General features: G+C 74.2%; 25 protein-coding genes. 12 read left to right on the forward strand and 13 right to left on the reverse strand.

Annotated elements, in window-relative coordinates; translation table 11 throughout:
- The first annotated feature begins 590 nt into the window (after positions 1-590).
- Both C1708_RS28610 and C1708_RS28615 read left to right on the forward strand, forming a co-directional pair.
- Positions 591-1,088, forward strand: a complete 498-nt coding sequence (locus C1708_RS28610; protein ID WP_106415396.1) for a DUF2975 domain-containing protein — start codon at positions 591-593, stop codon at positions 1,086-1,088.
- Positions 1,088-1,366, forward strand: coding sequence for a helix-turn-helix domain-containing protein (locus C1708_RS28615; RefSeq protein ID WP_106415397.1), 279 nt, complete (start codon positions 1,088-1,090; stop codon positions 1,364-1,366). The genes C1708_RS28610 and C1708_RS28615 overlap by 1 nt, the downstream gene beginning before the upstream one ends.
- A gap of 91 nt (positions 1,367-1,457) precedes the next feature.
- Here C1708_RS28615 and C1708_RS28620 read toward each other — a convergent pair whose 3' ends face one another.
- Positions 1,458-2,564, reverse strand: coding sequence for a LacI family DNA-binding transcriptional regulator (locus C1708_RS28620; RefSeq protein ID WP_198602619.1), 1,107 nt, complete (start codon positions 2,562-2,564; stop codon positions 1,458-1,460).
- Between the two features lie 207 nt (positions 2,565-2,771).
- On the opposite strand from C1708_RS28620, the gene C1708_RS28625 reads away from it, so the two are divergent.
- The 3 genes from C1708_RS28625 (at position 2,772) to C1708_RS28635 (ending at position 5,173) form a co-directional block, all read left to right on the forward strand.
- On the forward strand, positions 2,772-3,725 hold the full coding sequence (locus C1708_RS28625; protein WP_106415399.1) for an ROK family protein: 954 nt from the start codon (positions 2,772-2,774) through the stop codon (positions 3,723-3,725).
- 68 nt (positions 3,726-3,793) lie between these two features.
- Positions 3,794-3,988, forward strand: coding sequence for a hypothetical protein (locus C1708_RS28630; protein ID WP_106415400.1), 195 nt, complete (start codon positions 3,794-3,796; stop codon positions 3,986-3,988).
- Positions 3,989-4,132: 144 nt separating this feature from the next.
- Positions 4,133-5,173, forward strand: a complete 1,041-nt coding sequence (locus C1708_RS28635) for an NUDIX hydrolase (RefSeq protein WP_106415401.1) — start codon at positions 4,133-4,135, stop codon at positions 5,171-5,173.
- Positions 5,174-5,642: 469 nt separating this feature from the next.
- On the opposite strand, the gene C1708_RS28640 is transcribed toward C1708_RS28635, so the two are convergent.
- Entirely contained in the window at positions 5,643-7,004 is a 1,362-nt protein-coding gene (locus C1708_RS28640) for a dipeptidase (RefSeq protein WP_106415402.1), read from the reverse strand.
- 194 nt (positions 7,005-7,198) lie between these two features.
- Here C1708_RS28640 and C1708_RS28645 point away from each other — a divergent pair, with 194 nt between their 5' ends.
- Positions 7,199-8,440, forward strand: a complete 1,242-nt coding sequence (locus C1708_RS28645) for a geranylgeranyl reductase family protein (protein ID WP_106415403.1) — start codon at positions 7,199-7,201, stop codon at positions 8,438-8,440.
- Here C1708_RS28645 and C1708_RS28650 read toward each other — a convergent pair.
- Positions 8,424-8,879: a nitroreductase family deazaflavin-dependent oxidoreductase gene (locus tag C1708_RS28650; RefSeq protein ID WP_106415404.1), complete on the reverse strand. Its 456-nt coding sequence runs from the start codon at positions 8,877-8,879 to the stop codon at positions 8,424-8,426. The two genes, C1708_RS28645 and C1708_RS28650, sit on opposite strands and share 17 nt — an antisense overlap.
- A 149-nt stretch (positions 8,880-9,028) precedes the next feature.
- On the opposite strand from C1708_RS28650, the gene C1708_RS28655 reads away from it, so the two are divergent.
- On the forward strand, positions 9,029-9,733 hold the full coding sequence (locus C1708_RS28655) for a TetR/AcrR family transcriptional regulator (protein ID WP_106415405.1): 705 nt from the start codon (positions 9,029-9,031) through the stop codon (positions 9,731-9,733).
- 385 nt (positions 9,734-10,118) lie between these two features.
- On the opposite strand, the gene C1708_RS28660 is transcribed toward C1708_RS28655, so the two are convergent.
- The 4 genes from C1708_RS28660 to C1708_RS28675 form a co-directional block, all read right to left on the reverse strand.
- Positions 10,119-10,409, reverse strand: coding sequence for a DUF6332 family protein (locus tag C1708_RS28660; RefSeq protein WP_106415406.1), 291 nt, complete (start codon positions 10,407-10,409; stop codon positions 10,119-10,121).
- Between the two features lie 64 nt (positions 10,410-10,473).
- On the reverse strand, positions 10,474-11,208 hold the full coding sequence (locus C1708_RS28665) for a maleylpyruvate isomerase family mycothiol-dependent enzyme (protein ID WP_106415407.1): 735 nt from the start codon (positions 11,206-11,208) through the stop codon (positions 10,474-10,476).
- A 54-nt stretch (positions 11,209-11,262) separates the two neighbouring features.
- Entirely contained in the window at positions 11,263-12,141 is an 879-nt protein-coding gene (locus C1708_RS28670; RefSeq protein WP_106415408.1) for an SDR family oxidoreductase, read from the reverse strand.
- Positions 12,142-12,251: 110 nt separating this feature from the next.
- Positions 12,252-13,415, reverse strand: a complete 1,164-nt coding sequence (locus C1708_RS28675) for an MFS transporter (RefSeq protein ID WP_106415409.1) — start codon at positions 13,413-13,415, stop codon at positions 12,252-12,254.
- Between the two features lie 254 nt (positions 13,416-13,669).
- On the opposite strand from C1708_RS28675, the gene C1708_RS28680 reads away from it, so the two are divergent.
- Positions 13,670-14,245 (forward strand): hypothetical protein, encoded by a 576-nt coding sequence (locus tag C1708_RS28680; protein ID WP_106415410.1) that lies wholly within the window; start codon positions 13,670-13,672, stop codon positions 14,243-14,245.
- A 127-nt stretch (positions 14,246-14,372) separates the two neighbouring features.
- A complete protein-coding gene (locus C1708_RS28685) occupies positions 14,373-15,104 on the forward strand; it encodes a class F sortase (protein ID WP_198602620.1) in 732 nt (243 codons plus the stop codon).
- Between the two features lie 81 nt (positions 15,105-15,185).
- On the opposite strand, the gene C1708_RS28690 is transcribed toward C1708_RS28685, so the two are convergent.
- The 5 genes from C1708_RS28690 to C1708_RS28710 all read right to left on the reverse strand — a co-directional run bounded on the left by C1708_RS28690 (position 15,186) and on the right by C1708_RS28710 (position 21,269).
- Positions 15,186-16,823, reverse strand: a complete 1,638-nt coding sequence (locus C1708_RS28690) for a cellulase family glycosylhydrolase (protein WP_106415411.1) — start codon at positions 16,821-16,823, stop codon at positions 15,186-15,188.
- A gap of 57 nt (positions 16,824-16,880) precedes the next feature.
- Positions 16,881-18,011, reverse strand: a complete 1,131-nt coding sequence (locus C1708_RS28695) for a cellulose binding domain-containing protein (RefSeq protein ID WP_106415412.1) — start codon at positions 18,009-18,011, stop codon at positions 16,881-16,883.
- A gap of 186 nt (positions 18,012-18,197) precedes the next feature.
- On the reverse strand, positions 18,198-19,706 hold the full coding sequence (locus tag C1708_RS28700) for a tripartite tricarboxylate transporter permease (protein WP_106415413.1): 1,509 nt from the start codon (positions 19,704-19,706) through the stop codon (positions 18,198-18,200).
- Between the two features lies 1 nt (position 19,707).
- Entirely contained in the window at positions 19,708-20,289 is a 582-nt protein-coding gene (locus C1708_RS28705) for a tripartite tricarboxylate transporter TctB family protein (RefSeq protein ID WP_106415414.1), read from the reverse strand.
- Entirely contained in the window at positions 20,286-21,269 is a 984-nt protein-coding gene (locus tag C1708_RS28710; protein WP_198602757.1) for a Bug family tripartite tricarboxylate transporter substrate binding protein, read from the reverse strand. Before C1708_RS28710 ends, C1708_RS28705 begins: the two co-directional genes overlap by 4 nt.
- Before the next feature lie 234 nt (positions 21,270-21,503).
- Here C1708_RS28710 and C1708_RS28715 point away from each other — a divergent pair, with 234 nt between their 5' ends.
- Together C1708_RS28715 and C1708_RS28720 are read left to right on the forward strand one after the other, a co-directional pair.
- Positions 21,504-22,304 (forward strand): response regulator, encoded by an 801-nt coding sequence (locus tag C1708_RS28715; RefSeq protein WP_241911343.1) that lies wholly within the window; start codon positions 21,504-21,506, stop codon positions 22,302-22,304.
- Positions 22,305-22,378: 74 nt separating this feature from the next.
- Positions 22,379-23,497 carry a Gfo/Idh/MocA family protein gene (locus tag C1708_RS28720; protein WP_106415416.1) on the forward strand — a complete coding sequence of 373 codons (1,119 nt, stop codon included), beginning with the start codon at positions 22,379-22,381 and terminating at the stop codon, positions 23,495-23,497.
- A 197-nt stretch (positions 23,498-23,694) separates the two neighbouring features.
- Here the strand turns inward: C1708_RS28720 and C1708_RS28725 are convergent, their stop codons facing one another.
- Complete coding sequence (locus tag C1708_RS28725; RefSeq protein ID WP_106415417.1) at positions 23,695-24,354, reverse strand: phosphatase PAP2 family protein; 660 nt, start codon at positions 24,352-24,354, stop codon at positions 23,695-23,697.
- A gap of 441 nt (positions 24,355-24,795) precedes the next feature.
- On the opposite strand from C1708_RS28725, the gene C1708_RS28730 reads away from it, so the two are divergent.
- Positions 24,796-25,749, forward strand: coding sequence for a DUF8832 domain-containing protein (locus C1708_RS28730; protein WP_106415418.1), 954 nt, complete (start codon positions 24,796-24,798; stop codon positions 25,747-25,749).
- Positions 25,750-25,751: the final 2 nt, after the last annotated feature.

A 25,751-nucleotide genomic window follows, 5' to 3' on the forward strand; every position in this document is an offset into this window, starting at 1 on the left:
GGGGCCTCGCCGTGTTCCGCCGGGCCCGGCGGCAGGGCGGGCCGGCCCGTAGGGCGGTGTCGACTGGCGCGGAGACCGCCGGAGGCCGTCATTCAACGAATTGTTGATGTCGCATCTCGGGAACATGGGACGGGATCCGGGCCGCGGTCGCCCGGGAGGGCGGCATGGGCCAGGGGCGGCAGGAGCGAGTGCCGACGAGTCTCGCGGGCGCCGTCGCCGAGGAGACCGGTGCCTCCCTCGCGCCGGTCGACGCCGAACCGGAGCGCCTGCACCCCGGCGGACCCGGCACCCGCCGGTCCCTCCACACCGTCTACGTCCCCGGCGACCGGTTCACCGCCGGCGCCGTCCGCGACCGGGGCGGCCAGGCCCTCGCCGGGTACCTGCTGCGCGGCCTGGACCGCGGCGCCCTGGACGACGCCGAGGCGGCCCGCGCGAGCGGTCCGGCCCGCGCGGAGCCGGAGGTCCTCGCCCCGGCGCGGAGGGCTGACCGTCCCCGCCCTGTGGCAGATGGGCGCCGGGGCACCGTCCACGATTGCGTTGTCTATCGAAAATCGATAGATTCCCATCGTGCTTCGAGTGAAGGAGGGGCGATGGGACACGTGACCGTGCTCGCGCTGCGCGCGGTGATCGCGGTGCTGCTGGCGGGCTCCCTGGCGGTGCAGACGGTGATGGTGCCGCTGCTGGCGAGCGACCTGGACGGGCTGGACGAGCGGTACGCCTTTCTGCGGACCCCGCTCCTGGTGATCGTGGTCCTCACCGTGCTGGCCGCCCAGACCGTGCTGATCTGCGTCTGGCGGCTGGTGACCATGGCACGGCGCGGCACCGTCTTCTCCCACGCGGCCTTCTGCTACGTCCACATCGTCATCGGCGCGTTCGTCGCCGCGGCCCTGCTGGTCTTCGCGCTCGGCGCGCTGCTCGCGCCGGGGGAGGCCGTCGCGCCCGGCATCGTGCTCCTGGTGGGCGGGGTCGGCCTGGCGATCGTGGGCATCGCGCTCGTCGTCCTCGTCCTGCGGATGCTGCTGGCCCAGGCCGTGGCCCGGGAGCTGGAGGCGTCGCGGATGCGGGCCGAACTGGCCGAGGTGATCTGATGCCGATCGCCGTCGACATCGACGTGATGCTCGCCCGGCGCAAGATGTCCGTGGGCGAACTCGCCGAACGCGTCGGCATCACCCCGGCGAACCTGGCCGTCCTGAAGAACGGCCGCGCGAAGGCGGTCCGCTTCACCACCCTCGCCGCGCTGTGCGAGGTGCTCGACTGCCAGCCGGGCGACCTGCTGCGCCACGAACCCGACCACGCGCCGGCGGAGCCGGCGACGAACCCGGTGCAGGCCTCGGCCCCGCCGGTGCCGAGGCCTGCGGGGCGGTGACGCGCGGGACCCGCCGACCGCGCCCCGGCCGGTCGCGCGCGGCCCCGGCTCGCGGCCCTCCTCAGGACCCGCGGCGTACGGTCCTCCGCCGTCACCGCCCCGCTCGGTCGGCCGGGGGCAGCTCGCCCGAGCCGCGGGTGATCAGCCGGGTCGGCAGCTCGATGCGCTCCGGGGCGATCAGGGTGCCGTCCAGCTGGCGGAAGAGCCGCTCGGCGGCGGTCCGGCCGAGGGCGGCGGCGTCCTGCGCGACGACCGTGACGCCGGGCTGCAGCAGATCGGCCAGCTCGATGTCGTCGAAACCCACCAGGGCGACCGGGCGGGCGTGCCCGGCCAGCACCCGGATCACCGTGACCGTCACCCGGTTGTTCCCGGTGAAGATCGCGGTGACCGGCTCCGGGCCGGTGAGCATCTCCTCCGCCGCCCGGCGCACCCGCTCGGGGTCCGTGACGCCGAGCGACATCCACGCGTCCGCCACCGGTATCCCCGCGTCCTCCATGGCGGTGCGGTAGCCGCGCAGCCGCTCGGCCGCCGTGTGGATGCGCGGCATGTCACCGATGAAGCCGATCCTGCGGTGCCCGTGCGCGATCAGGTGGCGCACGCCGTCGCGGGCGCCGCCGAAGTTGTCCGACACCACCACGTCCGCGTCGATGTGCCCGGCCGGACGGTCCACGAACACGGTGGCGACACCCGCCTTGATCTCCGGCTCCAGGTAGCGGTGGTCGTCGCCGGCCGGGATCACCACCAGGCCGTCGACCCGGCGGGCGCACAGGGCCAGGACCAGCTCCTGTTCACGGTCGGCGTCCTCCGCGCTCGACCCGTTGATCAGCAGCGCGCCGTGTGCGCGGGCCACCTCCTCCACCGCCCGGCTCAGCGGGCCGTAGAACGGGTCCGCGAGGTCCTCCAGGACCAGACCGATGCTGGCGGTGCGCCCTTTGCGCAGCACCCGGGCGCTGTCGTTGCGGCGGAAGCCGAGCGCCCCGATCGCCTCCTGCACCCGGCGCTCGGTCTCCGGCGTCACGCCCGGCTCGCCGTTCACCACGCGGGAGACCGTCTTGAGGCCGACCCCGGCACGGGCGGCCACGTCCTTCATCGTCGGACGGTTGCCGTATCGGGTCCCTGGGAAGCGGTCGGTGCGGCGGGTCGTCTCCGGCACGATGCGGTGTCCTGTCCTGTCGGCCACGGGGATGCGTGAGTCCATGGGCTTGTATGAGGATGTGGCGTCGAGCATAGAGCCTGGACAACGTTGTCAGGCTCGGGGGACACTGTCCGACGCACACTCCGACCCGCACCCCACCGTTCGACCGGGCCGTTGCCCGTGCTCCATGTGTTGCCTCCTGGTCGCGCATGGCCGTTCCCAGCGTGTTTTCTGATGGTTTCCGATGGTTGACGGGGAGATCCGACTCTGATGCACACCGACCTCGTGGCTGCGCTCGACATCGGCGGCACCAAGATCGCCGGCGCGCTGGTGGACCGTGAGGGCCGGATCCTGGCCCGCGCGCAGCGGCCGACCCCCGCCCAGGAGGCCGGGGACACCGTCATGGCAGCCGTCGAGGCGGTGATCGGCGACCTCACCGCGTCCCCCCTCTGGGAGCACGCGGACGCGGTCGGCATCGGCAGCGCGGGCCCCGTCGACGCCTCCGCCGGCACGGTGAGCCCGGTCAACGTGCCCGGCTGGCGCGACTATCCGCTCGTCGCCAAGGTGCGGGACGCGGCCGGCGGACTGCCCGTCGAGCTGATCGGCGACGGGGTCGCCGTCACGGCCGCCGAACACTGGCAGGGCGCCGCCCGAGGCCACGACAACGCGCTGTGCATGGTCGTCTCCACCGGCGTCGGCGGCGGCCTGGTGCTCGGCGGGCGGCTGCACCCCGGACCCACCGGCAACGCCGGTCACATCGGCCACATCAGCGTCGACCTCGACGGCGACCCGTGCCCGTGCGGCGCGCGCGGGTGCGTGGAGCGGATCGCGAGCGGCCCCAACATCGCCCGGCGCGCCCTGGAGAACGGCTGGCGGCCCGGTCCGGACGGCGACACCTCCGCCGCCGCGGTGGCCGCCGCCGCCCGTGCCGGCGACCCGGTCGCCGTGGCCTCCTTCGAGCGGGCGGCCCGGGCCCTCGCCGCGGGCATCGCGGCCACCGCGACGCTCGTCGAGATCGACATCGCGGTGATCGGCGGTGGTGTGGGCAAGGCCGGCGAGGTGCTGTTCGCGCCGCTGCGGAGGGCGCTCGCCGAGTACGCCACGCTGTCCTTCGTGCGGCGTCTCGCGGTGACCCCGGCGCAGACGGGCGTCGACGCCGGCCTGGTGGGGGCGGCCGCGGCGGCGCTGTTCAGCCGCACGGACCCGGCGGTCGCGGGGGTGTGAGGGGCCCGTCCGGCGACTCGTCCGGACCGGGGCGTGACCAGACGGCCGGTTCCGCAGTTGAGCCGGGCATGAAGAAGCGCAGCATGCTCGCCATCGCCTCCCTCGCCACCGGTTTCGTCGTCGCGGCCGTCACCCCGTCGCACGCGCTCACCGACACCGCCCTCGGCGCGCTCGACGTCGAGGACACGCTCAGCACCCTCGACCGCACGGTCGCGGAGAACAACACGCTGGAGCTGGACGTCGACCGGGACGGCAAGGCCTGACGGGCCCACCGAAGCGCCGGCGGCGGCGCCGGCACCCCTCCACGACGGGTGCCGGCGCCGCCGTCGCGTGTTCTCAACGCGATCTGGTTTCCGTGGCAGGGTGGAGCGGGCAAGCCTCAGGGGGCCAACAGAAGAGGGGGAACCGTGATCGTCTGGATCAACGGGGCGTACGGTGCGGGGAAGACCTCCACCGCGCGCGAACTGATCGAGCTGATCCCGAACAGCACGCTCTTCGACCCCGAGGTCATCGGCGGAGCGCTGGACCGACTGCTCCCGCCCAAGCACCTCGCCGGGGTCGGCGACTTCCAGGACCTCCCGATCTGGCGACGCCTCGTGATCGACACCGCGGCCGCGATGCTCGCCGAGCTCGGCGGGACCCTGGTGGTCCCCATGACCCTGCTGCGCCAGGAGTACCGTGACGAGATCTTCGGCGGCCTCGCCGCCCGCCGCATACCGGTCCGGCACGTCCTGCTCGCCCCGGCCGAAACGATCCTGCGGGAGCGGATAGCCGGCCGGGAGGTCCCGGAGGACCTCCCCGACGGGGAGATACGCGTCCGGCAGTGGTCGTACGACCGCATCGAGCCGTTCAAGGCGGCGCTCGCCGCCTGGCTGACCGCCGACGCCTACCCGATCGACAGCGGCTGCCTCACCCCGCGCGACACCGCCCGCCGCATCGCCGAGGCGGTCGGCAGCGGAGAGGTGCCCGCCTGCGACATCGTGCAGACGCCCGAGCCCACGGCGGAGACCGTCGCGGCGGGCGTGCTGCTCTTCGACGAGCAGGACCGCGTGCTGCTCGTCGACCCGACCTACAAGGCCGGCTGGGAGTTCCCCGGCGGGATCGTCGAGCGGGGGGAGGCTCCGGCGCGGGCCGGCATGCGGGAGGTCGCCGAGGAGACCGGCATACGTCTCGACGACGTGCCGGCCCTCCTGGTCGTCGACTGGGAGCCGCCCGCGCCCCCGGCCTTCGGCGGACTGCGGCTGCTGTTCGACGGCGGCCGCCTCGACTCCGCGGACGCCGGACGCATGCTGCTGCCCGGCCCCGAACTGCGCGCCTGGCGCTTCGCCTCCGAGGCCGAGGCGGCGCATCTGCTGCCTCCGGTCCGCTACGAGCGCCTGCGCCGGGCGCTGCGGGCGCGCGAGCGCGGGCGGGCGATGTATCTGGAGGGCGGAGTGCCGGTGGGATGAGGGGACTTACGGCCCCGGGGCCGTAGGCCCCCCGCTGTGCACGGCCCGCGGCTCGCGTGCCGTGCGGTCCGCCCGCGGCGCGGGCGGCCACGTGGGCGGCCCCGGTGGTCGGTGCCGGCGTGGCGCTGTGCCGCGTCTGTTGTCCTCGGCGCGGTGCGGGCCGCAGGGGGGCGATGGTTCCCGCGAGGCGGGGCGGCTGTTCGTGGCTGGGGCGGTGCGGCCCCGGCCGACGGCGCCGAGTCCGTCACCGGGGCGACGGGCGCCCGCGCGGGCGGCTGCGGTGGCCGGCGGCCCGCCGGATCGCGTCCGGCGTCGCCCGTGGCCTGCCTGCCGCGTCCGTCCGAACCGGGTCGCCATGGCCGAACCGGGTCGCCATGGCCGAAGCGTCACAAGGCGGGTGGGATGACGTCCACCGCAGGGCAGAGCCCCCGTCCGGGGACGGAGGCGCTGCGTCAGCGCAGGGCGCCGGTCAGTCGGCGTCGGACGCGTAGTTGCGCAGGAACAGCGCCTCGGCGACCGACAGCCGCTCCAGCTCGTCCGGCGACACGCTCTCGTTCACCGCGTGGATCTGCGCCTCCGGCTCGCTCAGCCCGATCAGCAGGATCTCCGCCTTCGGGTAGAGGGCGGCGAGCGTGTTGCACAGCGGGATCGAGCCGCCCTGGCCGGCGTACTGCATCTCCTGGCCGGGGTACGCGACCGCCATCGCGTCCGCCATGGCCTGGTAGGCCGGGCTGGCCGGGTCGGCGCGGAAGGCCTGCCCCTGGCCGATCCGCTCGGTGGTCACCCGCGCGCCCCACGGCGTGTGCGACTTCACGTGCGCGCGCAGCAGTTCGGTCGCCTTCGCCGCGTCCACGCCCGGCGGCACCCGCAGGCTGACCAGCGCCCGCGCGCTCGCCTGCACGGACGGCGTGGCGCCCACCACCGGCGGGCAGTCGATGCCGAGCACGGTGACCGCGGGGCGGGCCCAGATGCGGTCGGCGACCGTGCCGGAGCCGATCAGCTCCACCCCGTCCAGCACCTTGGCGTCCTCGCGGAACTGCTCCTCCTCGTACTGGATGCCCTGCCAGGCGCTGTCGCCGGTCAGCCCGTCCACGGTCGTGCTGCCGTCCTCGGCGCGCAGCGAGTCCAGCACCCGCACCAGCGCGGCCAGCGCGTCGGGCGCGGCCCCGCCGAACTGTCCGGAGTGCAGGTTGCCCGCGAGGGTGTCGATCCGCACCCGCACCAGCGTCATGCCGCGCAGCGTGGTGGTGACGGTCGGCAGACCGGCGCGGAAGTTGCCGGCGTCGCCGATGACGATGGCGTCCGCGGTGAGCAGGTCCGGGTGCTCCTCGGCGTACCGCTCGAGACCGCCGGTGCCCTGCTCCTCCGAACCCTCCACGATGATCTTGACGTGGACCGGCACGCCGCCGTTCGCCTTCAGGGCGCGCAGCGCCAGCAGGTGCATGATGACCCCGCCCTTGCAGTCGGCGGCGCCGCGCCCGTACCAGCGGCCGTCGCGCTCGGTCAGCTCGAACGGCGGGGTGGCCCAGCCGGCCTCGTCCAGCGGCGGCTGCACGTCGTAGTGCGCGTACAGCAGCACGGTCTTCGCGCCCTCCGGGCCGGGCAGGCAGCCGTAGACCGACTGGGTGCCGTCCGGGGTGTCGAGCAGGGCGACGTCCTGGAAGCCCTCGGCGGTGAGCGCGTCGGCGATCCAGCGGGCGGCGCCCTCGCTCTCCTCGCGCGGGAACTGGTCGAAGTCCGCCACCGACTTGAAGGCCACCAGCTCGGTGAGCTCCTCCTTCGCCCTGGGCATCAGTGAGGCGACGGTCGCGGCGACCGGATTCGACGACATGGGCACGCTCCTTGTAGGTGCGACGTTGTGCACGTGCGTACTTCGCGGTACGCGATGATCGTGTGATGTGCGTGAGTGACCCATGTAAGGGACACTCACGTCGCCGATCCTCCCACAGCGGACCGTGAGGGCCGCCGCCGTAGGATGCGGGAGGACAGCAGCGGCAGGCGGCGTGATCGGAGCAGCGGACCATCGTGAGCAGCGAGAACTCTTCGGCGGACGACGTGCGGCAGGTATGGGACGTCGTCGTGGTGGGCGCGGGACCCGCGGGGGCGTCGGCGGCCTACGCGGCGGCGGTCGCGGGGCGGCGCGTGCTGCTGCTGGAGAAGGCGGAGCTGCCCCGCTACAAAACCTGCGGCGGCGGCATCATCGGCCCGTCGCGCGACGCGCTGCCGCCCGGTTTCGAGCTGCCGCTCAAGGACCGGGTGCACGCCGTGACGTTCTCCAGCAACGGCCGCTTCGCCCGCACCCGCCGCTCCCGGCAGATGCTCTTCGGGCTCGTCAACCGGCCCGAGTTCGACCAGCAGCTCGTCGAGCACGCGCAGAAGGCCGGCGCCGAACTGCGCACCGGCGTCGCCGTGCAGCGCGTGGAGCAGCACGGCTCGGCCGTGCCGGACCGGCGCACGGTCGCCGTCTTCCTCCAGGGCGGCGAGACGGTCCTCGCGCGGGCCGTGGTCGGCGCCGACGGCAGCGCCGGCCGGATAGGGGCGCATGTCGGGGTCAAGCTGGACCAGGTCGACCTGGGCCTGGAGGCGGAGATCCCGGTGCCGGAGACGGTCGCCGAGGACTGGAAGGGCCGGGTGCTCATCGACTGGGGCCCCCTGCCCGGCAGTTACGGCTGGGTCTTCCCCAAGGGCGACACCCTGACCGTGGGCGTCATCTCGCGGCGCGGTGAAGGCGCCGCCACCAAGCGCTACTTGGAGGACTTCATCGCCCGGCTCGGCCTCGCGGGCTTCGAACCGGCGATCTCCTCCGGGCATCTGACGCGCTGCCGGGCCGACGACTCCCCGCTGTCCCGCGGCCGGGTGCTGGTCTGCGGGGACGCGGCCGGGATGCTGGAGCCGTGGACCCGTGAGGGCATCTCCTTCGCGCTGCGCTCCGGCCGGCTGGCGGGGGAGTGGGCGGTGCGCGTCGCCGAGGCGCACGACGCCGTGGACGCGCGCCGGCAGGCCCTCAACTACGCGTTCGCCGTGAAGGCCGGGCTCGGCGTGGAGATGAGCGTCGGCAAGCGGATGCTGGCGGCGTTCGAGCAGCGGCCGGGCGTCTTCCACGCGGTCCTGACCGGCTTCCGCCCGGCCTGGAAGGCGTTCAAGGACATCACGCGGGGTTCGACGACGCTCGGCGAACTGGTCCGCAGCCACCCGATGGCCCACCGCGCCCTGCTGGCGCTGGACCGGCGTTCCGCGGGCGGCGGCGAGGTCAGCCCCGGACAGTGATCCGGAAGACCGGGTGGTCGGGGGCCGCCGCCAGGATCTCCTCGTCGGAGGACTTGGCGGTGACCCCCTTGAAGTACTGGTTGACCTCCCAGCCCCACTTCTCCAGGTAGGTGCGCAGCACCGGCGGCTTCTCCTCGTCGGGGACCTCCACCGCCGTGAACGTGCGCACCTTGCGGCCCACGCGCAGTTCACCCCCGCCGGCGACCCGCATGTTGCGCACCCACTGGGAGTGTCCGCGCGCCGAGACCAGGTACTGCTGCCCCGTGTGGCTGTGCGGGTTGACCGGGACGCGCTGCATCCGCCCGCTCCTGCGGCCGCGGACGGACAGCTCCGCGGTGCCGGCGAGGCTGACGCCGTGCCGGGCGAGCCAGCCGACGATCCGGTTGAACCGGGCGGCGACGGGACCGGCGGTGAAGTAGTACGGCGTGGACGACGGCATCGGGACCTCCGGGAAACGAGGGTGAGAACACCGCTCTTTTTTGTGAGCACTGCTCTCGTTCGACTTCAGTGTGCCCGGTTCCGTGTGCCGCCGCAAGAGCGGTGCTCTCGTTTGTGTGCACCGCTCTGTCCTCATGGAACACTGAGGGCATGACGAGCACCGCACACGGCGCCCGCGCGCGGGCCAGGACCGAGATCACCGCCGCCATCAAGGAGGAGGCGCGCCGGCGCCTCGCCGGACAGGGCGCCGCCGAGCTGTCCCTGCGGGCCGTGGCCAGAACCCTCGGCATGGCGTCCTCCGCGATCTACCGCTACTTCCCCAGCCGTGACGACCTGCTGACCGCGCTCATCGTCGACGCCTACGACTCCCTGGGCGAGGCGGCCGAAACGGCCGCCGAGGCCTCCGCGGACGCCGCCCCGGGGGAGCGCTGGACCGCCGTGTGCGAGGCCGTCCGCGGCTGGGCGCTGGCGCATCCGCACGAGTACGCGTTGATCTACGGCTCGCCCGTGCCCGGCTACGCCGCGCCGGCCACCACCGTCCCGGCCGCCTCCCGCGTCGGCTTCGCCCTCATCGGCGTCGTCCGCGACGCCCACCGGGCCGGGGAGCTCGACGTCCGGGCCCTCCCGGCGGACCTGGAGGCGGAGGCCGCGCGCATGGTGTCGGACTTCGTCCCCGACCTGCCTCCCGCGGCGGCGCCGGCCTGTGTGGCCGTCTGGGCACAACTGCTCGGCCTGATCGGCTTCGAGGTGTTCGGCCAGTTCACCGGGGTCGTGGAGGAACGGGACGCGTTCTTCCGCCACACGGTCGGCGGTCTCGCCCGCACGGTGGGACTGCGGCCCGCCGACGCCCCTTAGGCTGCCTCCGCGTCCCGGCGGTACGAGTCATCACGCCGTCCGGCCGAATCCCTCCTGGTGTGCCTCGGGGCCGGAGATCCGTACGGGCCCGTGCTCCTGACCGCCGCCGTGGCCTGTTCCGACGCCGTCCTCTCGGAGCGGCGGTACGCGCGGCCCGGGCGGCGGCGGGGACGCTGTGGGCCGGGCGCCTGCTGATCGCCCGCGTCCCGTGCCGCGGGCCGCCCCCTTCCGGCGACGGCGCGGGTCCCTGGACGGAAGGGGAAGCGGCCCGGCCGACGAGGGGATCGCCCCGGCACCCGGCGGTGAGCCCGCTCACCGCCCGGCCCACGTCAGCCGCACCACGGTCGGCCGGACGCCCGCGACCGCCCCGGCCGGCCGTCCTGGCCTACGAGCCGGTGCGGCCGGTCCGAACCGTCTGCCGGAAGCGCACCAGGACGGACACGGTGCGGACGGCGAACAGCGCCCCCGCGACCACGGCGCCGCCGCGCACCAGCACGCTCTCCGCCGTTCCCGGCAGCGCGAACAGCAGGGCCGGACCCGCCATCGCGCCGAAGACCACGGCCGCCGCGAACGCCGCACTGCACAGCGCGTACCCGATCTCGACGGTGATCGCGTCCCGCTCGGCCTGGCCGCGGCGGCCGCCCCCGCCCGTCGTACGTCCCCCGTTGTCACGCATGCCGGAAGTCAAACAGGCGTGCGGCCGGTGGGCAAGCGCCCACGAGCGGGGACGTCGCGGCCCCTCAGACGACGGCGGACGTCTCCCGCCACAGCGCCGCGAGCGACGCGTCGCCCGCCACCGACGGCAGCGGCAGCCGGTTCCACAGGGCGAGATACAGCTCGGCGGCGGGCCCGGACACCTCGCACTCGGCGTCCCCGGCCGCGTCCCGCGTGGTTACGGGCGGCTCCGGGGACAGCCGTACGGTCCACACCGCGTCCGTGTCGGTGGCGCGTACCCGCAGCACGCGCGACTCCGGGGTGCGGACCCGGCTCCTGGGGCGGGCGTGGAAGCCGCGCAGCAGTTCGTCGACGCCGTCCACCGCGAAGTCCGTGGCGACCGGCGTCGGGTCGCCGCCGCGCGCCGCCTCCGCGTCGTAGCGGTGCACGGCCGTCTCGTGGGCCTGGCGGCGTGCCCAGAAGCCGAGCGCGGATTCCGCGCCGGGCAGGAAGGTGAAGCACTCCACGTCCGGCTTCGCCGAGCGGAGGGTGTCGAGCAGGGCGCGGTGGCACGCGCGGTACCAGGCGACCAGCTCGGCGCCGTCCAGGTCCGGATGATCCCCGATCGGGCGGGGCGTCGCGCACGCGTCCGCGACGAAGGCCGCCGCCCACCGGTGCACCGCGCCGGTGTGCCGCAGCAGGTCCCGCAGCCGCCAGTCGGGGCAGGCGGGGACGGGGGAGTCCGTCCCCGCCTGCTCCGCGGCCTGGGCCAGCAGCCGGCCCTCGTCCTCCAGGATTCCCAGGTACCAGGCAGTCTCCATGGCCGGGAGTCTGCCCCACGGAGGGCCGGCACCATGCGTGCTTTCCGCCGGGCCCTACGGCAGCGGGGTCCCGCCCGTCGCGTTCACGATCTCGGCGGTGATGTACGACGCCTCCTGCGAGGCGAGGAACACGTACGCCGGGGCCATCTCCGCCGGCTGGGCCGGACGTCCGATCGGGGCCTGCTTGCCGAACTCCGCGGTGTCCGGCAGCGTGGCCGGGATCAACGGCGTCCACACCGGGCCCGGCGCCACGGCGTTGACCCGGATGCCCCGCTCGATCAGCATCTGTGCCAGCCCCTGGGTGAACGTGACGATGGCGCCCTTGGTGGTCGCGTAGTCCAGCAGATGCGGACTCGGCTTGTACGCCTGCACGGAGGCCGAGTTGATGATGCAGCCGCCCTCCCGCATGTGCGGCACGGCCATCTTGCACAGCCAGAACATGCCGTAGAGGTTGGTCCGCACCACCCGGTCGAACTGCTCGGTGGTGATCGCCTCGATGCCGTCCGGCTGGGACATCTGGTACGCGGCGTTGTTCACCAGGATGTCGATGCCGCCGAACTCGGAGACCGCCCGGTCGATCAGCGCCCGGCAGTTCTCCTCCTCCCGGATGTCGCAGGAGACGGCCACGGCACGCCGGCCGGCCTCCTCCACCCACCGCGCGGTCTCGGCCGCCTCGTCCTTCTCGCTGTCCAGGTGGGTGAAGAGCACGTCGGCCCCCTCGCGGGCGAACGCCAGGGCGACCGCGCGGCCGATGCCGGAGTCCCCGCCCGTGATCACGGCCGTGCGGCCGGTCAGCCGTCCGCTGCCCCGGTAGGAGTCCTCACCGTGGTCCGGCGGCGGGTCCATGGGGCCGGTCCAGCCCGGGTGCGGCTGGTCCTGGGCGGGGAAGTCGGGGGTGGGGTGCTGGTCGACGGGGTTCTGCTGTTCGCTCACGTTCTCTCCCGGGTCCGCACGGTGGTCACTTGCGGCGTCCACCGGGCGGAGGACCGGCGGACGCCGACGACCGGGTACCCCGAGACCGCCCGGCGATCCACGCCGGACGCTCAGTCCGTCCGGACGTTCCGGGTCGCGAACCCGATGGTGGTGGCCACCGCCGCCAGCACCGCCACGCTGGTGAGGGCGGCCGGGAGGCTGTACCAGTCGGCCATGAAGCCGATCGCGGGCGGGCCGAGCAGCATCCCGCCGTAGCCCAGCGTGGAGGCGGTCGCCACCCCGCTCGGGCCCGCCAGCGCACCGGCCCGCTCCACGGCCACGGGGAAGAGGTTGGCGAGACCCAGCCCGGTGACGGCGTACCCCAGCAGCGCGGCCCACAGGGACGGGGCGAGCGCGCCGAGCAGCATGCCGGCCGCCGCGGTGGAGCCGCCCACCAGGATCGTGCGGGTCCGGCCCAGCCGCTCCAGCAGCGTGGTGCCGCTCAGCCGGCCGATCGTCATGGCGAGCGCGAAACACAGGTAGCCGACGGCCGCCGCACCCGGTGAGGCGTCGAGGTCCTGTTCGAGATGGAGCGCGCCCCAGTCGGCCAGCGCCCCCTCGCCGTAGGCGGTGCACAGCGCGATGAGCCCGAAGACGACCACCAGGGCCCTGGTGCGCCGGTCCCGCCGGGGCGCGGCGCCCTCGGCGGGCCGTCCCCCGTCCGCCGGGGTCAGCGGCTCGCACCGCATCAGCGCCCGCCCCGCGCCCGCCGTCACCAGCAGCGCGACCACGGCGAGCCCGGTGAGGTGCCGGGCCGGCGACAGGGAACCGGCGACCAGGGCCCCCAGCCCCGCGCCGATCATGCCGCCCAGGCTGAACGCGGCGTGGAAGCTGGGCATGACGGGCCGCCGCAGCGCGGCCACCAGGTCGACGGCCGCGCTGTTGAAGGCGACGTTGATCCCGCCGTAGGCCGCGCCGAACACCAGCAGCACGGCGCCGAGCGCGACCGCGGAGTGGGTCAGCGGCGGCAGGGCCACGCTGATGCTCAGCAGCACCGCGCAGACCACGGTGACCAGGTGGCTGCCGTACCGGCGGCACAGCCGGCCGGTCAGCGTCATGGTGATCACGGCCCCCGCGGACACGCCGAGCAGCGCGAGTCCGAGGGCGCTCGCGGACGCCCCGGTCTGCTCCTTGAGGGCGGGGATGCGCACGACCCAGCCGGCGAAGACGAAACCGTCCAGGGCGAAGAAGGCGGTCAGGGCGAATCGGAGTCGGACGAGGTCGGTACCCGGCACGGCACTGTGCGAACGGGTTTTGTTTATCAGCGGCACAAAAGCAGGCTAGGCGGCGTCCCGGTGCGGCGGCAAGATGCCGCCGCGTACGGCGGGAGTGAGCCGGCGCACGGCCGGAGGGGTGGGGGAGTTAACCCGTGTGATCGTCCCGGATGGTGGGGGCGCGCGACATGGCTGAGCGTGGATCACGCCGGAGCCCGGGAGATCCGTGCTGGCGTGGAGTCAGCTGCCCGGCCTCCAGTGGAAGGACTCTTCAGATGCGCTCTGCCCGCATGGTGCTCGCCGCCGCGACGGCCACGGCGGCCCTCGCCATCGCCGCGCCCGCGGCCTACGCCGACCACGGTGACGACGGCGGCCACGACAAGTCTTCCTACAGCAAGGAGCACGACGAGGAAAGCAAGCAGGACGAGGAGAGCAAGCAGGACGAGGGCGGTAAGTACGACGAGGAGAGCAAGCACGACGAGGGCGGCAAGTACGGCGAGGAGAGCAAGCACGACGAGGCCGGCAAGCACGACAAGCCGCGCGGTGGCGTCCACACGGGCGGCGGCGCCCTGTCCGCGGTGAACGAGGACGACTGGGGCACCGCCAAGGACCCGAAGTACGACCCCGAGACCTACAAGGACAAGAAGGAGGACTCGCAGAGCGAGGACTCCTGGAGCGGCAAGCAGGACAAGGAGGGGAAGCACGAGAAGCCTCGCGGCGGCGTGCACACCGGCGGCGGCGGTCTCGCCTCGGAGCCCGGCGTCACGGCGGGCGGCCTGGCCGCGCTCGCGGTCCTCGGCACCGGCGCCTACGCGCTGCGCCGCAAGAAGGTCTCCGGGGACATGGCCTGAGCCATGCCCGGGGTCATAGCGGCCGGGGCCGTCCCCGGCGCCCCGCGCGTCACGACGGCCCCGCCCGCTCCCTCCCGAGTCCTCCCTGAAGCACCCCCCGCCGCACCCGAATGAGGTGGTCCCCCCGATGCCGGCCAGTCCCCCCACTCCCGTAGAACCCGACCAGGCGTCCCCGACGAGGCGCAGGGTGCGCTCCGTCATGACCGCGGTCTTCTGGGGCGGGGCCGGTCTGCTGCTGGCCACCACGCTGATGGGCGGCGGCGGGGACCCGCCCGACGACGCCCACGGACCGCACACCACCCGCGCGGTCTCCACGGCGCCCTCGGCCGGCACGTCCGCCGGGCCGGCCGAGGGCGGGGCCGCCACCACGTCGGCGTCGCCCGGTGAGCAGTCCGCCGCCAAGCACCTGCCGCGCTCCGCGCCGACCCGGCTGGTCATCCCCTCCATCGGCGTCGACGCTCCCTTCACCGCGCTCGACCTCGACAGCAAGGGACAGCTCGAACCGCCCCCCGCGGACGACACCAACCTCGTCGGCTGGTACGCCAAGGGCGTCTCCCCGGGCGAACCGGGTACCGCGATCATCGCCGGGCACGTGGACACCAAGACCTCCGCCGCCGTTTTCGCGCGGCTCAGCGAGCTGGAGAAGGGCGACCGCTTCCGGGTGCAGCGCGCCGACGGCACCAGGGCCACGTTCGTCGTCGACGAGGCGGAGTCCTTCGACAAGGACGCCTTCCCCGACGAGCGGGTCTACGCCGACACCCCCGACGCGCAGGTCCGGCTCATCACCTGTGCCGGCGCCTACGACCGCGCCGCCAAGGACTACACCGAGAACCTGGTGGTCTTCGCCCGCCTCGTGTGAGGACGACGCACCCGAGCACGGCGGCCCCGCACGAAGAACGGCTGCCCGGAAGGGGAGGGACCCTCCGGGCAGCCGGCTCTGTCACGCCGCGGAGCACTCCGCGCCGTTCAGCAGGAACGCCGTGGGGTTCGTGTTCGTCCCGGACCGCGTGCCGGTGAAGCCCAGCGAGACCGAAGCCGACGGCGGGATCGTCGCGGTGTACGGGGCCGCCGCGACGCTCACCTCCGCACCGCTCTGCGTCACCGCCCCGCCCCACAGGTTGGTGATCCGCTGGCCGGCCGGGAAGGTCCAGCGCAGCGTCCACCCCTCGACCGCCGTGCTCCCGGTGTTGCGCACGGTGACCTCGCCCTGGAAACCGCCGGGCCACTCGCCCGTCACCCGGTACGCGACCGCGCAGGAGCCCGTCGCCGGACCGGACGTGGTGGTGACGGTCACCGCCGCGGAGCGCGCCGAGCGGTTGCCGGCCGCGTCCCGGGCGTAGACGGCGAAGGTGTACGCCGTGTCCGGCGCGAGACCGGTGACGGTGGCCGTGGTGCCGGTCGCCGAGGCGACCACGGTCTCCTGGCCGCCGGTGACCCGCACGACGTCGTAACCGGTCACCCCGACCGCGTCGGTGGCGGCGCCCCAGGTGAGGGTCACGGAGGAGGAGCTCACCGCCGAGGCCGCGGGCGCGCCCGGGGCGGTCGGCGCCGTGGTGTCCTCGCCCGGGCCGTCCCGGTAGACCGCGGCCTCCTCGGACGTGGCCGCGATGCCGTCCGGGCCGTCGAAGAGGCGCTGTCCCCAGCCGGTCATCCGGTCCGGGTCGAAGTTCTCGACCATGTCCAGGTACTCGACCCCGCCGCCGTTGCCGCTCCACGACCAGCCCAGGTAGCCGATGCCGAGCTGCCGGGTGACCGACAGGATGGCGTCCTCGTCCGGGTTGCCGTCGGAGTGGTCGTGTCCGAACTCACCCACCACGATGGGCAGTCTCGCGGCGACGAAGCGGCCCAGGTAGTCGCTCACCTCGGCGGCGGTGTCGAAGACGCCGTACATGTGGATGGAGAACACCGTGTTGGCGTCCGGGTCGGCGGCGAGCACCGAGGCGGCGTTGTCGCGCATGGTGAACGCCCAGTCCTGGCCCCAGTTGGGGGCGTCGACCATCAGCGTGTGGTCGAACCCGGCCGCCCGCAGCTTCTGGACCGCCGCCTTGGTGTCGGCGGTCCAGCGCGTGTAGTCGGTGTTGCCGTGCGGCTCGTTGCCGATGTTGACGATGACGTGGTCCTCCTGGCCGACGAGCGCGTCCCGGACCTCGATCCAGTAGTCGGCGGCGCGGGACAGCGTCACCGCTCCGCTCTGCTCGCCGTAACCGGTGGTGTCGTGCACCTCCAGGACACAGATCAGCCGGTTCCGCTTGCACTGCGCGACGACGTTCGCCACGTCGGCGGTGTCGTTCCGGGTCCACCGGTCGCCGCTGGACAACACCACGCGCACGGTGTTGGCGCCCTTGGCCTTGATGTGGCCCAGCGCGTCGAGCCGGTCGGCGTACCAGGTGTGGGCGTGGTTGACGCCGCGCATCACGAAGTCGTTGCCGGACGCCTCGAGAAGCCGTCCGTTCTCCACCCGGAACCCGGTGGGCGCCGCGTGGGCCGGGGTGGTCGGGACGAGCAGCGTCAGGAGCAGCCCCGCGAGCGCCGCGAGGAGCGCGGCGGCCCGGGGGACGGTGCGGTCGGTGGTTCTCATGGCGGCTCCAGGGGAGAGGTGGGTGAGGGAGGTTTCCGCGTCGGCGGTGAGCCGGAGTCAGGTGACGGGCGAGGCCGGGCAGTCGGCGGTGGCGGCGGGGGAGGCCGACGCCGCCGTGGTGGTGGCGATGATCCCGAACGCCGTGCTCGCGCCGGGGGCCAGAGCGCCGTTCCAGCCCGCGTCGGCGACGGTGGCCGTGCCGTCGGCGGTCGTCGTCAGGGCGCCGTTCCAGACCTGGGTGACCCGGGCGCCGTCGGCCGACCGCAGCGTCACCGTCCAGCCCCGGACGGGCGCGGCGGAGGTGTTCCGTACGGTCACCTCGGCCTGGTAGCCGCCCTGCCAGACGGAGACGGACCGGAACGACGCCGTGCAGGTGGGGGCGGGGTCATCCGGGTCACCGGGGTCGTCCGGGTCCTCGGGGCCGCCCGGAACGCCGTCCAACTGCGCGGCGAGGGCGGGGAACCAGCGGGCGGCGATCTTCTCGTCCCCGGTCGCGTCGGGGTGCACGCCGTCGTAGGTGTCGGTGGCCGTGTCGAAGCCCGTCCACTGGTCCACCACGACCACCGGCGAGCGGCTGGTGCCGGCGGCGGCGGCCCAGGCGGGGATACGGGCGTTCAGGTCGACCACCCGCTGCGCGCAGGCGGCGCACGTGGCGGGGTTCATGGGGATCAGCTGGGCGACCAGGACGCGCATGTCCGGGTTGGACTCCCGCATCTGCGCCAGCAGCGTGGTGTAGGCGGCGAGGACGCGGTCGGGGGCGACGCCGCTCCAGACGTCGTTCGTGCCGAAGTGCATGACAACGATGTCCGGCCGGGTGGCGGCCAGCCGGGCCGGCAGCAGGCCCCGGTCGGCGACATGGGTGACCAGTTCCCCGCCGTGGCCCTCGTTGTCGCCGTCGTGCGCGATCCCGCAGCCCTGCGGGGGCAGGGTGCCGACGAAGTCGATGCCGGTGTGGCCGGCGTCCTGGAGCCGGTTCCACAGCAGGGCGCGCCAGCACCCCGGTGAGCCGGTGATGGAGTCGCCGAGCGGCATGATCCGCACCGGAGCGGCGGCTCGGCTCCCGCCCGAGGGGGAGGCGGCCGCCGCGGCCGGAGCGAGCAGGCCGAGCGGGAGGAGCAGGGCGGCCAGCAGGCCGAGCAGTGACCGTGTGGATGAGCGTGATAAGCGCAGGAGGCGGGTGTCGCGCATGGTGTCCCCTTCCCGGAGTGGAGGTGGGAGCGCTCCCATGCGGGACATGAAGCCACCGTTGTCGGTTACGCGTCAAGAGGTGCGGCGCGGATCCGGCGCGTGACCTGCGGGGGAGACGGGGCGTCGGGCCGGGACGCCATGGGAGTCCCGGCCCGACGCCGGCGAGTTCGACCGCCGTTCGACGGCTCAGGCGCTTCGGTCAGGTGCCGTCGTACGGCGGCGGGGCAGCGCCCTGCGGATCAACGGCCAGGCGAGCAGGAGCACCACGACCGCGTAGACGGTCACGGAGAACGGCGTGTTCACCAGACCGGTGACGCTGCCGTCGCTGATCTGCAGGGCTCGGCGCAGCTGCTGCTCGGCGGCCGGGCCGAGGATGACGCCGATGACGGCGGGCAGCACCGGCAGCCCGTAGCGCCGCATGCCGAACCCGATCAGGCCGATGACCAGCAGCAGCACCAGGTCGACCACCTCGCCGCCGACCGCGTACGCGCCCACCGCCGCGAAGAACATGATGCCGGCGTACAGGTACGGCCGCGGGATCCGCAGCAGCTTCGCCCACAGCGGTGCGAGCGGCAGGTTGAGGGCCAGCAGCAGCACCATGCCGACGAACAGCGAGGCGATCAGGCCCCACACCAGGTCGGGTTCACGCTCGAAGAGCAGCGGGCCCGGCTGGATGCCGTACTGCTGGAAGGCTGCCAGCATCACCGCCGCCACCGCCGTGGTCGGCAGGCCCAGCGTCAGCATCGACACCAGCGTGCCCGCCGCCGAGGCGGACGCGGCCGACTCCGGTCCTGCCACACCCTCGATGGCGCCCTTGCCCCACTCGTCCTTGTGCTTCGACAGCCGCTTCTCCGTCACGTACGACAGGAACGTCGGGATCTCCGCGCCGCCCGCCGGGATCGCGCCGAACGGGAAGCCGATGAACGGGCCGCGCACCCAGGACTTCCAGGTGCGCCGCAGATCCGCGCGGCCCAGCCACGGCCGGCCCACCGGGATCGGGTCCGGCGGCCGGCGCCGCAGATGGGCGGCCACCCACAGCGCCTCGCCGATCGCGAACAGCCCCACCGCGACGATCACCACGTCCACACCGTCGGCGAGGTGCAGCGAACCGAAGGTCAGCCGCTGCTGCCCGGTCATCCGGTCCAGGCCCACCAGGCCGATCGTCAGACCGATCAGGAGCGAGGCCAGGCCCCGGATGCGCGACGAGCCGAGGACCGACGTCACGGCGATGAACGCCAGCACCATGATGGCGAAGTAGTCCGGTGCGCCGATGTCCACCGCCAGGGCGGCGACCGTCGGCGCGAGCGCGACCAGCAGCAGCGTGCCCACCATGCCGCCCGCGAAGTGGCCGACGGCGGCGGCCGCGAGGGCCTGGGCGCCCCGCCCCGACTTCGCCATCGGGTTGCCCTCCATCGCGGCGACCACGGCGGCGCTCTCCCCGGGCGTGTTCAGCAGGATCGAGGTCGTCGAACCGCCGAACATCGCGCCGTAGTAGATGCCGGCGAACATGATGAACGCGCCGGTCGGGTCGAGCCCGTACGTCACCGGCAGCAGCAGGGCCACCGCCATCGCCGGGCCGATGCCCGGCAGCACGCCGATCGCCGTGCCGAGCAGCACGCCCACCGCGGCCCACAGCAGGTTGAGCGGCGTGAGGGCCGTGCCGAAGCCGTCCAGCAGGGAGTTGAGGGTGTCCATGTCACAGCACTCCCATCAGTGGACCGCCGGGCAGCGGCACTCCGAGCAGCTTGTCGAACAGGGCGTAAGCGACCAGCGAGAGCACCGCCGCGATCAGCGGGTCGCGGTCCGCCCTGCGGCTGCCGAGCGCGTAGGCGGCGCCCCAGAACAGCAGGGCCCCCGCGGCGGGGAAGCCGAGCGGTTCGATGAGGACGGCGGAGCCGAGGAACACGCCGGAGAGCAGCAGGACCGTGCGCCAGTCGGCCGGTTCGGTCAGGTCGACGTCCTCGCCCGTCTCCGCCTGGCCCCGGCCGCCGCGCAGCACGTCCACGGCGAGGAGGGCGGCGACGAGGAGCAGGGCGGCGCCGACGACGACGGGAACCGTCTTCGGCCCGACCGGGCCGCGCTGGGTGAGGTCGACGTCCATGGTGAGGGCGTCGGCGAGGACGAGCCCGCCGAGGGCGAGGAGCAGGACGCTGACGCCCAGTTCGGAGTGGTCGCGGAGCCAGGAGCGGGCAGTCGTGCTCGGCGTCGGCTCAGGCGTCGGCGTGGGTGCAGGTGTGGGTGCCGGCGTAGGCGCCGGTGTGGTGCCGTCGGTGGTCACAGGCCGAGCTCCTTCAGTACCGAGACCACGCGTTCGTCCTCGGCGGCCAGGAAGGCGCCGAACTCGTCGCCGGTCAGGAACGCGTCGTCCCAGCCGTTGCGCTTCATGGACTCCTGCCACTCCTCCGAGTCGTGCAGGGCCTCCAGCAGCCGGACGAGCTTGTCGCGTTCGGCGTCGGTGAGGCCGGGCGGGGCGACGACGCCCCGCCAGTTGGTGAACTCCACGTCGTAGCCCGACTCCTTGAGCGTGGGCGCGTCGAGGCCCGGCACCCGCTCCGGACCGGTCACCGCGAGCAGGCGCAGCTCGCCCGCCTCGATCTGGTCGCGGTACTCGCCGACCCCGGAGACGCCGAAGGCGACCTTGCGCCCGAGGATCGAGGCGAGCAGTTCGCCTCCGCCGTCGAAGGGGATGTAGTTGACGTCCTTCGGGGCGATCCCGGCGGCCTGCGCCATCATCATCGGCGCCAGGTGGTCCGGGCCGCCGGGGGACGAACCGCCGCCCACGGGAAGTCGGCCGGGAGCGGCCCTCCAGGCTTCGACGAGATCGCCGATGGTCCGGTACGGGGAGTCCTTCGCGACCACCACCACGTCCTGCTCCTCGGTGAGCCGGGCGATGGGGGTGGTGTCCGCGAGGGTGCGCGGCGCGTGGTTGGAGCGGACGGCGCCGACCACACCCAGGCCCATCGACATGGCCAGCTTGCCGTTGCCGCGCTCGTTCACCAGGTGGGTGAGACCGACCGTGCCGCCGGCGCCGGGCAGGTTGAACACCTCGACGGAGCCGGTGAGTCCGGCGTCCTCCGCGTTCCTCGCGGCCGTGCGGGCGGTGATGTCGTAGCCGCCGCCGGGCGTGTTGGGAACCATGAGGCGCAGGCCCGGGATGTGCGTGCCGCTCTCGGCGCCGCTGCCGGTCGTGAGCAGCGGTGGGCCCACGAGGACGAGCAGGGCGGCGCCGAGCAGGGCGAGGGGTGTGCGCAGACGCACGAATGCCACCACCTGTCGGTCGGATTCTGACGTGTGTTGTCCAAAGGCGCGTGACCCGGGGAGGGGAGGGTGACGCGGGCCACATGGTGCCTGGGCGGGGGCGGACTGTCGCGGTTACGGAAGCAATGGAGGTTGTGGTCGTTGTGTCAGCGGGACGGGCGTGGTCGTGCAGGTCTCCCGCAGGTCTTCCGCAGCGCTCTTTGCCTGGTCGGGAGCGGGGGTCATGATGGCGGTATGCGAGACGGGGAGGGAGCGGCCGACACCGTCGGGGTGCTCGTGGTGGACGACGACTTCCGGGTGGCGCGGGTGCACCGGGCGTACGTCGAGCGCGTCGACGCCTTCCGGGTGGTGGGCGTCGCCGGCAGCGGGGAGCAGGCTCTGCGTGCTGTCGAGGAGCTGCGTCCCGATCTGGTCCTGCTCGATCTGTATCTGCCCGACGTGTTCGGGCTCGATGTCATCCCCCGGCTGCGGACCGCCGGGCACGACTGCGACGTCATGGTCGTCAGCGCCGCGCGCGAGACGGACGCGGTGCGCGGCGCGGTACGGCACGGCGTCGTCGACTACCTCCTCAAGCCCTTCGACTTCGAGGACCTGCGGGGGCGGCTGGAGCGGTACGCGGTGCAGCGGGGGCTGCTGCGCGACACGGTGGTGCGCGGGCAGGCGGACGTCGACCGGGTGCTGGCGGGGGCGGCGATGCCCGTCGCGTCCGCGCTGCCCAAGGGGATGAGCGCGGAGACCGCCGGGCTGGTCGAACGGACGTTGAGGGAGGCGGAGGGGAGCCTGTCGGCGAGCGAGTGCGCGAGGCTCACGGGGGTGTCCCGGGTCAGCGCGCGGCGGTATCTGGAGCACTTCCACGCGGTGGGCGCGGCCGAGGTGTCGTTGCGGTACGGGGCGACCGGGCGGCCTGAGCGGCGGTACCGGTGGTTCGTGGGGGCGGGGGGCGAGGCCGACGCCGGAGGGCGTGGAGTCGCCTCCGGGGCGAGCGGGGTGGCCGCCGGGCGGCGCGGGGTCGTCCCCCGGGGGAGCGGGGCCTAGGGTCGGGCGTCAGAAAGCGCTTTCCCCTCTTCCCTCCCGCGCTGTCGCGTGCCCTTCCCGCCGAGGAGCGCCGTATGACCCCGTCCTCCGTCCGCCGCCGGGTGGCCGTCGTCGGCACCGGCGCCGACGTCAGCGGCGGACATCTGCCCGCGCTGGAGGCCCACGCCGACCGCGTCGAACTCGTCGCCGCCGTCGACGTCGACCCCGGCCGGCTCGGCGCCTTCCGCGCGGAGGCCGGGGAGCGGGTCGCCGGGTTCACCTCGACGGAGGCGATGCTGGACGCCGTACGGCCGGATCTCGTGCTCATCGGCACGCCGCCGTCGCTGCACCGCGAGCAGACCGTGGCCGCGCTGAAGGCGGGGGCCTGGGTGCTGTGCGAGAAGCCGTTGTGTCTGTCGCTCGCCGAGTACGACGAGATCGCGGCTGCGGAGGCCGCGTCCGGGGCCTACGCGTCTGTGATCTTCCAGCACCGGTACGGCAGCGGCGCTGTGCACGCACGGGAGCTGATACGGGGTGGGGAGCTGGGCGCCCCGTTGGTCGCGCATTGCCAGACCACCTGGCACCGGGACGCCGCGTACTGCTCCGTGCCCTGGCGCGGGCGGTGGGCCACCGAGGGCGGCGGGCCGACCGTGGGGCACGGGATCCATCAGTACGACCTGCTGCTGCATCTGCTCGGGGAGTGGGAGGAAGTGCAGGCGATGGCGGCGAGGCTGGTGCACGCCACCGAGAGCGAGGACGTCTCGACGGCGTTGACGCGTTTCCGGAGCGGGGCGTCGGCGACCGTCGTCAACAGCGTGCTGTCGCCGGACGAGGTGAGCCGGGTGCGGGTCGACTGCGCGGATGCGACGGTCGAGCTCACGCATCTGTACGGGCATGCGAACGGGGACTGGGTGTATACGCCCGCGCCGCACGTGGCGGAGGAGCGGGTCGCCGCGTGGCGTGAGGTGGGGGAGGACGTGCCCAGTTCGCATACGGCGCAGATGGGGTCCGTGCTGGATGCGCTGGACGCCGGGGCACGGCCGCCCGGGAGCGGGCGGGAGGCGCGGGACACGCTGGAGTTCGCCGCGGCGCTGTACAAGGCGGCGTTCACGGGGCGGGCCGTGCGGGCCGGCGAGATCGGTCCCGGTGACCCGTTCCACGAAGCGATGCACGGAGGGCTCGGGGAGGCGTGGAGCGGGGCGGGGAGGGCGTGACGCCGCGGGGGCGCGCGTGGGACACGCGCACCGGGACGCCGTGGGGGCGCGCGTGGGGCACGCCGGGAGGCTGACCACCCCCGGCCCGCCCCGCGCCGGGTGCGGATGAACCCCGCCGTGCGGCCCGCCCGACGCGCCCCGCGCCGAGGACACGGCCGCTGAGGGCCCGCCCGAGGGCGCCCGATGCCTTCGAAGTGTCAGCCGCGCCGCGGCCACCGCGGGTAGGACGCCGGGAACCGGGCCGAGGCGACCGCCAACGCGGTGGCCGCGGACGCGACCCCCAGCACCGCCCCCGCCGCCACATCCCCCGGATAGTGCACCCCCGTATGGATGCGGGAATACCCCACCGCCCCCGCCAGCGCCCCCAACGGCACCGACGCGGCGGGCAGCACCGTCCCCACCGCCGTCGCGAAGGCGACCGCCGACGCCGTGTGCCCGGAGGGGAACGACGCCGACGTCGGCATCGGCACATGCCGGTCCACCGTCACCCGCGCCGCCTCCCGGTCCGGGCGGTTCCGCCGGACCAGCCGCTTGCCCAGCAGGTTCGCCGACGCGGACGCCACGGCCACGGCGCCGACCCCGGCGAGCGCCGCCCGGCGCGGGCGGGAGCCGGCCAGGGCCAGCGCGCCGGCGATGGCGAAGGAGATCTTGGAGTGGTCGGCCGTGTGGGAGAGCCGGCGCAGCGCGCGGTCGAGCGTCGGCGTCGGGGTCGCGGCGACCGCCGCGTACAGCGCACCGTCCACCGCTCTGAGATCGCTCAGCACGGCGGAGGCGACCCTGCGCAGTCCGTCGGCGGGCGGCACGGGTCCGGTGAGCGGACGGGCGTCGTTCCGGTCGGTGGTGGGCGGCTCGCTCATCTTTCTCTCCCGCGGTGACATCGTCTGGTGGTGTACCCGCACCGTGAGGCGGGATGCACGGGGTGCCCACGGTACGCATGGTCCGTGCGACGGGATCGCCCGCCCCGCCCGTGGACGGTCCGGGCCGCCTGGAACGCCCGCAGCCGCAGGGAGTCGCCCATCGCGAACACCGAGGAGAACACCGTGGCCGCGCCCGCGGTCGTCGCTTCGCGCGAGCCGGCCGCCGCGAACCGCGGTGTCGGTCTGGTCGCCCGGACGGTCGTCCCCGGTCCCTCGCGGACACGGGGCGGGGTTCGCACGAGAGGGTCGGCCGCATACCCCCTCCGGGTACGCCATGCCTGGCGCTCACCGACTTGACTCAGTACCCCCTAGGGGTATCGTGAGCTGTATCGATCGGCTCGTGACGGGGTGCGGGCCGCTGTTTCCACGGGAGAGACGGCCATGAAGACCGGACTGAGGATCACCGCGTTCGCCGCCGCGCTGGCGGCCGCCTTCGGCACCGCCTACGGGGTCGGCCAGACCTTCGACCCGGTCGTCGCGGACCGTCCCCAGGCGCACGGGGAGAAGCATCCGCCGGGGGAGGACGAGCACGGCGGGGCCGCCCACGCGCCCGGCGGGCTGCAGATCTCCGAGGGCGGCTACACCCTCGACCTGGACACCCCGGCCGTGACGGCCGGCGAGCGGGCCGAACTGCGCCTCACCGTGCGGGACGCCGACGGTGAGCCCGTCACCGAGTACCGACGGGAGCACGACAAGGAACTGCACCTCGTCGTGGCCTCCCGCGACCTGGTGACCTACCGCCACCTCCACCCCGAGCGCGCCGCCGACGGCACCTGGAGCACCCCCGTCGACCTGCCCCGCGCCGGCGGCTACCGGGTGTTCGCCGACTTCACCCCCGACCGGCCGGGCGCGGAGAACCTCACCCTCGGCGCGGACCTGGCCGCCTCCGGCCCCTACAGTCCCCGCGAGCTGCCGCGGCCCTCCGCCACGGCCCGCGTCGACGGCTACGACGTGAAGCTGACCGGGACGCTGACGCCCGGCCGGGCGAGCGAGCTGCGCCTGACCGTCACCCGCGACGGCGAGCCGGTCACCGACCTCCAGCCCTACCTGGGCGCCTACGGCCACCTGGTCGCCCTGCGCGCCGGAGACCTCGCCTACCTGCACGTCCACCCCGGGGGCGAACCGGGCGACGGCACCACCGAGCCCGGACCGCACGTCTCCTTCACCGCCACGGCGCCCAGCAGCGGCAGCTACCGCCTCTTCCTGGACTTCAAGCACGACGGAGCCGTCCGCACGGCCGCCTTCACCGTGGAGGCCGGAAAGGCCGCGCCGGGGAAGCCCGCTTCACCCGGCCACACGGAGCCGCCCGAGCACTCCGACGGTCACGGCCACTGAGG

This window comes from Streptomyces sp. DH-12 (genome assembly GCF_002899455.1).
In the GTDB taxonomy this organism is placed as follows: domain Bacteria; phylum Actinomycetota; class Actinomycetes; order Streptomycetales; family Streptomycetaceae; genus Streptomyces.